The organism is Streptomyces ossamyceticus (genome assembly GCF_001418475.1).
Classification (GTDB): domain Bacteria; phylum Actinomycetota; class Actinomycetes; order Streptomycetales; family Streptomycetaceae; genus Streptomyces; species Streptomyces ossamyceticus.
Genome location: NZ_LIQX01000191.1, coordinates 1 through 9,903 on the forward strand (window position 1 = coordinate 1; position 9,903 = coordinate 9,903).

Consider the following 9,903-nt stretch of genomic DNA (forward strand, 5'->3'; position numbering starts at 1 on the left):
GACGGTCACCTCCGCGCCGAGCGCGTGCGCGAGCTTCACGCCCATGTGGCCGAGGCCGCCCAGACCGACGACGGCGACCTTCTTGCCGGGGCCGGCGTTCCAGTGCTTGAGCGGGGAGTACGTGGTGATGCCCGCGCACAGCAGCGGCGCGGCCTCGTCGAGGGCGACGCCCTCGGGGATGCGTACGGTGAACGCCTCGTCGACGACGATCTTCTCCGAGTAGCCGCCGTAGGTGGGCTCACCGTTCTTGTCGAGGGCGTTGTACGTGCCGACGTTGCCCTTGAGGCAGTACTGCTCCAGCCCTGCCTCGCAGTTCTCGCACTCGCGGCAGGAGTCGACCATGCAGCCGACGCCCACCCGGTCGCCGACGGCGAACTTCGTGACGCCGGAGCCGACGGCCTCGACGACACCGGCGATCTCGTGGCCCGGCACCATCGGGAAGATCGCCTCGCCCCAGCCCTCCCGGGCCTGGTGGATGTCGGAGTGGCAGATACCGGCAAACTTGATGTCGATCAGGACGTCGAACTCACCGACCTCGCGGCGCTCGATCGTCGTGCGCTCCAGCGGAGCCTTGGCGGAGGGGGCCGCGTAGGCGGCGACAGTGGTGGACATGCCGAGGGTTCTCCTAGCCGTCGTTCCCGTGCCCGGCCTGCCTTCCGGCCGGGCACGGATGTCAGCCTGCCCGAGATCTCCGCGGTCACCCAGGTCACGCTTGTACGTACGTCCGCTGGTCCTACCACTGGCGGGGTCAGGCTGCTGGGCGTACGACCGTGAATACTTGACGTATGGACGCACAGCCCGAAGCCGCACAGGACCGGCAGCCGCTCGGCGGCCCGACCGGAGCCCCCCTCGACCGGCGTGCCGAGCTCAGTGAGTTCCTGCGGACGCGACGGGCCCGGCTGAAGCCGGAGGACGTCGGGCTGCCGGAGTTCGGCAGGCACCGGCGGGTGCCCGGGTTGCGGCGGGAGGAGCTGGCGCAGTTGGCGGGTGTGTCGGTGGCGTACTACACGCGGCTGGAGCAGGGCAACGGCCGCAATGTGTCGGCGGAGGTCCTCGACGCCATCGCTCGCGCCCTCCGGCTGAGCGACGCCGAGCACAACCATCTGACGCACCTCGCCAAGCCGAAGGCCCACAAGAAGAAGCCGTCGGCCCGTCCGCAGCAGGTCAGGGGCGCCCTGCGGCAGCTGATCGACTCGCTGGACGGCGTCCCCGCCTACATCACCGGGCGGCGCTCGGACATCCTCGTCTGGAACCGGATGGCGGCGGCGGTGTTCGGGGACTGGTCGGAGCTGCCCGCACAGGAGCGGAACTGGGCGCGGATGGTGTTCCTGCGGCCCGAGTACCGGGATCTGTACATCGACTGGGATCAGAAGGCCGCCGACATCGTCAGCTATCTCCGGATGGACGCGGGCTGTCACCCGGACGATCCCCGGCTGTCGGCGCTGGTGGGCGAGTTGTCGGTGAAGAGCGAGGAGTTCCGGCGGCTGTGGGCCGCGCACGACGTGAAGGAGAAGAGTCACGGGGTGAAGCGCATGCGGCACCCCCTGGTCGGCGATCTGACGCTGTCCTTCGAGTCGTTCCCGCTCCCCGACGACCACGAGCAGACCTTGATCACCTATCACGCCGAGCCGGGCTCCCCGTCCGCGGAAGCCCTGCGTCTGCTGGCCAGCTGGGGCACGGACGCCACCCGCGCCCGGACGACGGCGCCGTGAGAACGGCCCGCCGGAGAGGTGCCTCCCGGCGGGCCGTCGCCTCAGCCGTGTCCTGATCCGCGCCCGCGCCCCACGCGCCCCACGCCGGGGGCAACCCGCGCCAAGGGCGGTCTCACGCCCCGGCGTTCTCCTTCACGGTGATGCGCCCCTTGCGGATCGTCACGACCCTGGGGGCCTTCCTCGCCAGCGTCGAGTCGTGCGTGACCATCACGAAGGTGAGCCCGTGCTCCTTCCACAGGCCCTCCAGCACCTCCATGATCTCGTCGCGCGTCGACTCGTCGAGGTTGCCGGTGGGTTCGTCGGCCAGCAGGACCTTGGGCCGCTTCACCAGCGCGCGGGCGATCGCGACCCGCTGCTGCTGACCGCCCGAGAGCTCCGCCGGCAGATGCCCGAGCCGCTCCCCCAGCCCCACCGACTCCAGCGCCTCGGCGGCACGTCGCCGCCGCTCCCCCGCCTTCACGCCGAGCGGTACGAGCGCCGTCTCCACGTTCTCCTGCGCGCTCAGCGTGGGGATCAGGTTGAAGCTCTGGAACACGAACCCGATGCTCTCGCTGCGCACCCGGGTGAGCCTGGCCTCCGACAGCCCGGCCAGGTCGGTGCCGTCGAGTTCGACGCTCCCGCCCGACGGCTTGTCGAGCCCGCCTAGCATCTGGAGCAGCGTGGACTTCCCACCCCCGGTGGGCCCTTGGATGACGAGCCGGTCCCCGTCCGCGATCGTGAGGTCGACGCCGTCGAGCGCATCGACGGTGTCCTTGCCCCGGGTGTAACGCTTGGTCACGCCGGTCAGTACGTACATGGTGCAACTCCTGGATGGTGTGAGGACGCGGCCGACGTGCCGCACGGGTCGGGGACGGCGGCCTGCTACTCCACCCGCCGCAGGGCGTCGGCGGGGCGCAGCCGGGAGGCGCGCCAGCCGCCGAACGCGCCCGCGATCAGTCCGCCGGTGACGGCGAGGCCCACCGCGAGGGCGATCGTGGAGACGCTGACGGGCGCGGTGAGCGCGACGTCCAGCGCGTTCGACGCCGCCTGACGCCCGCCGCCCGCACCGCCGGCGCCCGGGAAGCCGCCTGCGCCGGGTCCGCCGCCCGCGCCGCCGAACCCGCGTCCGGCCGCCCCGACCTCCGCCTGAAGCGTCGGGCTGATCGCCGTGACGGTGTACGCGCCCGCGAGGCCCAGCGCGATGCCGAGCGCCCCGCCGACGAGGCCGTTGACCATGGCCTCGCCGACGACCTGCCGGGTCACCCGCCCCGACCTCCAGCCGAGCGCCTTGAGCGTCCCGAACTCCCGCACCCGGCGCGAGACCGCCGAGGAGGTGAGCAGCCCGGCCACCAGGAACGCGGCGGCGAGCACGGCCACGGAGAGCCACCTGCCGACGTTCGAGGCGAGGTCGGAGGCGGTGGACAGCGACCCGGAGACGGTGTCGGCGAGATCGGCGGAGGTGGTGACCGTGGTCCCCGAGATGTTCTTCTGGATGGCCGACTTGACGGAGTCGATGCGCTGGGAGTCGCTCGCCTTGACGTAGATCGTGGTGACCTCGCCCTGGGAATCGCTGAGCATCTGGGCCTGCTTCAGCGGCATGTAGAGGTCGGCCGCGGCGTCCCCGCTGTCGGGGGTGGCGATACCGATGACCTTGTACTTCGTGGAGTCGATGGTGACGCTGTCGCCGACCTTCAGCTCCTTCTCGCGAGCGTAGGAGGCGTCGGCGACGACGACCCGCGCGTCGGTCTCGGAGGTCTTGAACGTACGTCCGCCGGTGATCTTCGAGGAGGTGAGGGGGCCGAGGTCCGGCTCGGTGACGTCGGTGCCGTAGACGGAGTAGTTGTCGACGTCGAACTCGGCGCCGCCGCCCTCGACGCGCCCCTGCGGCTGCCCGCCACTCCCGCCGTTCTGTCCGGGACCGCCCTGCTGCCGGCCGCCCGCGCTCTCGTCCTGCTGGAACTGGCCGCGCCGGAACTGCCCGTCGACCTTGATGACCTGGAGGCTGAGGCCGCCGACGGCCTCCGCGACGCCCTGCTGCTCACCGACCTCGGTGACGGTCGAACTCTTCAGGGTCTGGAAGCCCTGGACGCGGACGAGGTCGCTGCTCTGCTCCTCGTCGGAGTCCTCGTCCCGTGCGTCGAACTCGAAGCGGGGGCGTTCGGCGCCGTTCTCGCCGGGCGCGGCGGCGGCCTTGGTGACGGTCATGTCCGTCCCCAGGCCGTAGAGGGACGCGAGGACCTTGCCCTGGGCCTTCTCCATGCCGGACGACACGGAGCTGACCACGATCACCAGCGCGATGCCGAGGGCGAGCCCGGAGGCGACGACGAGCGCCGCCTTTCTGCGGCGGCGCAGTTCGCGCCTCAGGTAGGTGAGAAACATGGCCGAAAGCTAGGGAGGCCACGTGATGACGGGATAAGCCCCTCATAAGAGCGGGATGAGAACGCCGAAGCCGGCAGGGGAGGGGCGCCGAAGCGGGTCTCGGAAAGCGCCGAAGCCGCCCCCGGGGGCGGCTTCGATGTCAGGAGGCCGGAAGAGGGTCGGTGCCGCGTCCGGTGATCGGCGCGGCACCGCTCGGGTGGCGGGTCAGGCCGCCGAGCCCGCCTTCCAGTCGGCCCAGCTCAGGTTCCAGCCGTTGAGGCCGTTGTCCGGGGCGACCGTCTTGTCGCCGGTGTTCTGGACGACGACCACGTCACCGACGATGGAGTTGTCGTAGAACCACGCGGCCTCGGTGTTGGGGTCGTTGGCGCCCTTGGTGTCGTTGAGACCGACGCAGCCGTGGCTGGTGTTGACGTTGCCGAAGATCGAGTCGGCACCCCAGTAGTTGCCGTGGAGGAAGGTGCCGGAGGTCGTCAGACGCATGGCGTGGGGTACGTCCTTGATGTCGTACTCGCCCTTGCCGTCGTCGTCGGTGAAGCCGACCGTCGCGCCGTTCATCCGGGTCTCCTTGAACTTCTCGGAGATCACCATCTGGCCCTCGTACGTCTTGTTCTCGGGCGAGCCGGCGGAGATCGGGATGGTCTTGACGACCTTGCCCTCCTGCATGACCTTCATCTGCTTGGTCTTGGCGTCGACGACCGAGACCTGGTTGCGGCCGATCTTGAAGGTGACCGTCTTCTGCTGGACACCGAAGACGCCGTCGGCGCCCTCGACACCGTCGAGCGCGAGCTTCAGCGTGACGGTGGAGCCCGCCTTCCAGTAGTCCTCGGGCCGGAAGTCGATGCGGTTCGCGTTGAACCAGTGCCCGACGACCTCCTGGCCGGAGCTGGAGGAGACGGTGATCCCCTTCTGGACGGCGGCCTTGTCGGTGATCGCCTTGTCGAAGTTGATCGAGACCGGCATGCCGACGCCGACGGTGGAGCCGTCCTCGGGCGTGAAGTTGCCGATGAAGCTGTTGGCGGGCGAGACCGTGGTGAACGCCGCGTTCTCGTGGGCCTCGCGGCCCTCGGAGTCCTCGGCGGTGGCGGTGATCTTGTAGTTGGTGGACCGCTCCAACTGGACGCTCGGCGCCCAGCTCTTCTTGTCGGCGGATATCTCACCCTGGACGGCGGCGCCGTCCGTGGTGGTCATCGTCACCTTGGTGAGCTCGCCCTTGCTCACGGTGACCTTGGCGGAGTTGTTGATGGAGGCGTTGTTCGAGCCGTCCTTCGGGGTGATCTTGATGTCGGCCTCGGAGGTCTTCTTGGCCGCCGCCTCGTCGACCTTGGACTGCGAGGAGTCCCCTCCGTCGCCCCCGGACGCGTTGTCGCCGTCGCCCCCGCTGCACGCAGAGAGCACCAGCACCCCGCCGAGCAGTGCGGACGCGACCGTCAGGCCCTTGCGCCGCTTACTGTTCGTCATCACACGCTTCTCCATCGTTGCCGAAATCCCCAAGAACCGAGAATCCCCGTAAGCACTAAAACACCACCACGGCACCGAGCCGTTCCGCTTGGCGCCGATGTGTGGGATACGCCACTCCGCCTGGTCCGGGTCGACAGTGACTCCGGGCGGTGGTGCGCGAGTGACCAGTGCGCCCTTTGGGACGAGAGAACCCCGGGCGGCGGTTGCCGCCCGGGGTCATGAATTCCCCAAGGCGCCTCAGCCGCGTCCGACTTCCTCGTCGTCCTCGCCGTCATCATCCTCGTCGAGGCCCCATTCCGGCGAATCGGGGTCGTAGTCGATCGCCTCACTGCTCCAGGAGGCCTGGGCGAGTTCGACGCCCGGCACCTCACCGACCAGGTCGAACGGGTCGATCAGATACGCGAGCGCCTCCGCTGTGTCCTCCGTCACCGCGCTCTCGGCGTGTACCCGTTCATCGCCCGGCATATCAGGATCGTCGGCGATCCGTCGCAACGCGGCGCCGGTGACGGCCTCGACGTTCTCGACCTCCACCACCAATTCCACGCGGAGGCGGACAAACTGTGATGTCTCCTCTGTAGTCATGCTTCGGAGCGTACGGCTCACATGCCCCGCGACTTTCCCGCGACCCGCGACTTTCATTAGCATCGCTGTCCACGGCCAATTCGCCAGCGTCACAAGGGGATCGATATTCCGTGTCCGTCGCACGTCGCGCGTCGTCCACCGCCCGCCGATCGCTGCTGACCGCCACCGCCGCGGGGACCCTTCTGGCTGCCCTGTGGTTCGTGCCGTCGGCCAACGCGACCCAGGAGGCGCCGGACATACGGCAGGAGACGACGACCACGACCGATTCGGACGGGACGACCGTCTCCGGATCGGCCGAGGACGGGGAGTCGGCGGGTCGCACCACCCAACTCGCCGACACCGGCAGCCCCAACACCACGCCGTATATCGTCGGCGGCACCCTCTTCCTGGGCCTCGGCGCGGGCTTCGTGGCGTACTCGGTGCGCCAGGGCCGTCTGGAGGCGTACTGACGCGCCCGGCACTGACACGCGTACGCAGGGGGGGCACCGCCACGTCGGCGGTGCCCCCCCCTGCGCGTCCCGGTCGGCGCTCCCCGTCAGGGGCCGAGGTCAGGCCAGCGGGCCGGTGACCGACTCGGCGGCCGCGACCAGTCGGCCCTCGCGGACGAACGTGTCGGCGAGCGCCAGGTCGGGGGCGAGGAATCGATCCGGCCCGGGGCCCTCGACCCCGAACTTCCGTACGGCCTCGACGACCGCCCGGGTGGCCGGCGCGGGCGTGAGGCCCTCGCGCAGCTCCACGGCGCGCGTCCCGGCGTAGAGCTCGACGGCGAGCACCCGGGTGAGGTTGTCGACGGCGGTGCGCAGCTTGCGGGCGGCCGACCACCCCATGGAGACGTGGTCCTCCTGCATCGCGGAGGACGGGATCGAGTCCGCGGAGGCCGGGACGGCGAGCCGCTTCAGCTCGCTGACCAGCGCCGCCTGCGTGTACTGGGCGATCATGAGACCGGAGTCGACACCGGCGTCGTCCGCGAGGAACGGCGGCAGCCCGTGCGAGCGGTTCTTGTCGAGCAGCCGGTCGGTGCGCCGCTCGGCGATCGAGGCCAGGTCCGCGACCGCGATGGCGAGGAAGTCCAGCACGTAGGCGACCGGGGCGCCGTGGAAGTTGCCGTTGGACTCGACCCGCCCGTCCGGCAGGACCACGGGGTTGTCGACGGCGGACGCCAGCTCCCGCTCGGCGACGAGCCGCGCGTGGGCGAGGGTGTCCCGCCCGGCACCGGCGACCTGCGGGGCGCAGCGCACCGAGTACGCGTCCTGCACCCGCGGCGCGTCGTCCTGGTGGTGCCCGGTGAGCTCCGAACCCTCCAGCACCGCCAGCATGTTGGCGGCGGAGGCGCCCTGTCCGGGGTGCGGGCGGATGGCGTGCAGCTCGGGGGCGAGGACCTTGTCGGTGCCGAGCAGCGCCTCCAGGGAGATCGCGGCGGTGACGTCGGCCGACGTGTACAGCGTCTCCAGGTCGGCGAGCGCCATGACGAGCATGCCGAGCATGCCGTCGGTGCCGTTGAGGAGGGCGAGCCCCTCCTTCTCGCGCAGTTCGACGGGGGTGATGCCGTGCGCGGCGAGCAGCTCGGCGGCCGGCCGTACGACGCCGTCGGGGCCCTCGGCGTCGCCCTCGCCCATGAGGGTGAGCGCGCAGTGCGACAGCGGGGCGAGGTCGCCGGAGCAGCCGAGGGAGCCGTACTCGTGCACGACGGGGGTGATCCCGGCGTTGAGGAGGTCGGCCATGGTCCGCGCGACCTCGGGGCGCACACCGGTGCGGCCGGAGCAGACCGTCTTCAGCCGCAGGAACACCAGCGCGCGGACGACCTCGCGCTCCACCCTCGGGCCCATGCCGGCCGCGTGCGAGCGGACGATGTTGCGCTGGAGCCGGCCGCGCAGCTCCTGGCTGATGTGCCGGGTCGCGAGGGCACCGAAGCCGGTGGAGACCCCGTAGACGGGGTCCGGTTTGGCCGCCAGCGCGTCCACGATCCCGCGGGCCGCGGCGAGGGCCGCCAGCGCCTCCTCGGAGAGCTCGACCCGGGCGCCGGCGCGCGCCACGGCGAGGACGTCGGCGGCGGTGACACCGGACGTCCCGAGGACCACCGTGTCCACAGAGTGCATATCCATATTCAGGATCGTAGGGACTGAATCGCCGAATGTCACGAGCGGAGGCCGGGTGGACTCCTTACCGGACCGGCGCCGCATGACACGATCCGCGACATTCACGGACGAAGCAACTCGCGTAGATCAGAGAACGATCAGAGTGTTATGGGAATTCGATCAAAGAATGATCAGAAACTCGCAGGTAACAGACGTATCCGGCAGGGCGGGGAGTTACGGTCATGACACCTGATGCGTTGACGCCTCACCTGCACGCCACCTCCCCCGTGCGCGCACATGACGGTCGACGCCTCGGACGACCCCAGGTCCCCACGGCCACCACTCCCCCCTGTCGGCCGTGGGGCCCCTACGGCCGACGGCTACACCACCGGCGTCCGTAGGCGTCCCAGGGCCGCGCGCGACCTCGAACAGTCGCGCGGCCCGCCCTAGGACCGGCGCCCTCGAATGCGGCGCCGGTCCCCCGGGTGCGCCGGGTCCACCGGCGCGGGCGGCCGGTCGGCGAGCCGGACGACCGGGTCCTCACCGTCGCCGCCCTCCCGGCCCGCGACGACCGGCTCGATGGAACCGGCGGCCTTGGCCCGGTACTGGGCGGCGTCCGCGAGCCGGAACAGCCGCCGCGCCGAGCGCAGCGGCCCGATCGGGTCCCCCGTGGAGGCGACCCCGCAGGCGACCCCCTCACCGGGCTCCAAGTCCCGCGCCCGCGCACACAGATCACCGGCGACCCGCACCACCTCGTCCGCCGAGGGACCCACCGCGAGCAGACAGAACTCGTCGCCGCCGAGCCGCGCGGCCAGGACGTGCGGCAGCTCCGCCGCGCAGCGCGAGAGCACCGAGCCGAACCGCTCCAGCACCTGGTCGCCCACGGCGTGCCCGTAGGAGTCGTTGACCTTCTTCAGCCCGTTGAGGTCGCAGACCACCAGGCTGATCACCGTGCCGTCGCGCCGGTGCGCCTCCATCGCCTCGTCCAGCCGCAGATCGACCGCGCGCCGGTTGCCGAGGCCGGTGAGGGAGTCGGTGAAGGCGAGCCGCCGGGCCTCCTCCAGCCGTTCCGACTGCGCGATCCCCGCCGCCACGACCGAGGCGAGGACCGTCGCGAACGCGGCGTCGTCGCCGTGGAAGACGGGCTCCCCGGCGGGCCGGGCCACATACAGCTCGCCCCACGCCCGGCCGTTCAGCACGATGGGCGCCACCACGCAGCAGCCCCGGCCGCGCCGGCGCAGCGCCGCCACCCGCTGGTGGCAGTAGCCGCGCCGGCGCCGGTCCGCGACCGGCCCGGCCGCCGTCTCCACCCAGGCGTTGGGCTCGCCTCCCTCCAGCCACCGCTCGTGCAGGAACTCCGCGATCTCCGGGAACTGGTGCACGGGGTACGTCTCGTCCTCCGGGAACTCCTCCTCGTCCGCCGCCCGGTTGCCCACGTTCACGAGCACCCGCAGCAGCCCGCGCTCCCGCTCCCACACGGACAGCGCGGCGAAACTGCCGGACAGGGCCCGGCACGCCCCGTCCGCGGCGGCCCGCCACGACTCCTGCGGCGTGTGCGCGGCGGCCATGCCCCGCGCCAACGCGACCACGGCCCTCAGCCGTCTGTCGTCACCCACGACTCCAGGCTAGGGAGCTTTGCTCCGATTTGAGACGTTGGCGAGGCGAACAGGGGTACGGCCCGCCCGCGCCCGCCCCGGCCACCGGGCAAAGAGAGGTAC

9 protein-coding genes are annotated in these 9,903 nt (G+C 71.1%); 2 read left to right on the top strand and 7 right to left on the bottom strand.

Features of this window, described 5'->3' with window-relative positions; translation table 11 throughout:
• Nucleotides 1–612, bottom strand: a 612-nt coding sequence (locus AOK15_RS15545) for an NAD(P)-dependent alcohol dehydrogenase (protein WP_157870257.1), incomplete at its 3' end; no start/stop codon positions are given.
• Nucleotides 613–785: 173 nt separating this feature from the next.
• Between AOK15_RS15545 and AOK15_RS15550 the strand changes: the two genes are divergently transcribed.
• Nucleotides 786–1,712 (top strand): helix-turn-helix domain-containing protein, encoded by a 927-nt coding sequence (locus AOK15_RS15550; protein WP_055517078.1) that lies wholly within the window; start codon nucleotides 786–788, stop codon nucleotides 1,710–1,712.
• Between the two features lie 112 nt (nucleotides 1,713–1,824).
• Here the strand turns inward: AOK15_RS15550 and AOK15_RS15555 are convergent, their stop codons facing one another.
• The 4 genes from AOK15_RS15555 to AOK15_RS15570 all read right to left on the bottom strand — a co-directional run bounded on the left by AOK15_RS15555 (nucleotide 1,825) and on the right by AOK15_RS15570 (nucleotide 6,110).
• Nucleotides 1,825–2,508 carry an ABC transporter ATP-binding protein gene (locus AOK15_RS15555; RefSeq protein WP_055517081.1) on the bottom strand — a complete coding sequence of 228 codons (684 nt, stop codon included), beginning with the start codon at nucleotides 2,506–2,508 and terminating at the stop codon, nucleotides 1,825–1,827.
• Nucleotides 2,509–2,573: 65 nt separating this feature from the next.
• Nucleotides 2,574–4,070 carry an ABC transporter permease gene (locus AOK15_RS15560; RefSeq protein WP_055517083.1) on the bottom strand — a complete coding sequence of 499 codons (1,497 nt, stop codon included), beginning with the start codon at nucleotides 4,068–4,070 and terminating at the stop codon, nucleotides 2,574–2,576.
• Nucleotides 4,071–4,274: 204 nt separating this feature from the next.
• Complete coding sequence (locus tag AOK15_RS15565) at nucleotides 4,275–5,543, bottom strand: L,D-transpeptidase (protein WP_055517085.1); 1,269 nt, start codon at nucleotides 5,541–5,543, stop codon at nucleotides 4,275–4,277.
• Between the two features lie 222 nt (nucleotides 5,544–5,765).
• The gene (locus tag AOK15_RS15570; protein WP_055517088.1) at nucleotides 5,766–6,110 is read right to left on the bottom strand and encodes a hypothetical protein; all 345 of its coding nucleotides are present in this window, start codon (nucleotides 6,108–6,110) and stop codon (nucleotides 5,766–5,768) included.
• A gap of 110 nt (nucleotides 6,111–6,220) precedes the next feature.
• Between AOK15_RS15570 and AOK15_RS15575 the strand changes: the two genes are divergently transcribed.
• Nucleotides 6,221–6,559 (top strand): hypothetical protein, encoded by a 339-nt coding sequence (locus AOK15_RS15575; RefSeq protein WP_063798989.1) that lies wholly within the window; start codon nucleotides 6,221–6,223, stop codon nucleotides 6,557–6,559.
• Nucleotides 6,560–6,658: 99 nt separating this feature from the next.
• On the opposite strand, the gene hutH is transcribed toward AOK15_RS15575, so the two are convergent.
• Nucleotides 6,659–8,197: a histidine ammonia-lyase gene (gene hutH / locus AOK15_RS15580; protein WP_055517090.1), complete on the bottom strand. Its 1,539-nt coding sequence runs from the start codon at nucleotides 8,195–8,197 to the stop codon at nucleotides 6,659–6,661.
• A 434-nt stretch (nucleotides 8,198–8,631) separates the two neighbouring features.
• Nucleotides 8,632–9,801 (bottom strand): GGDEF domain-containing protein, encoded by a 1,170-nt coding sequence (locus tag AOK15_RS15585; RefSeq protein WP_055517094.1) that lies wholly within the window; start codon nucleotides 9,799–9,801, stop codon nucleotides 8,632–8,634.
• Nucleotides 9,802–9,903: the final 102 nt, after the last annotated feature.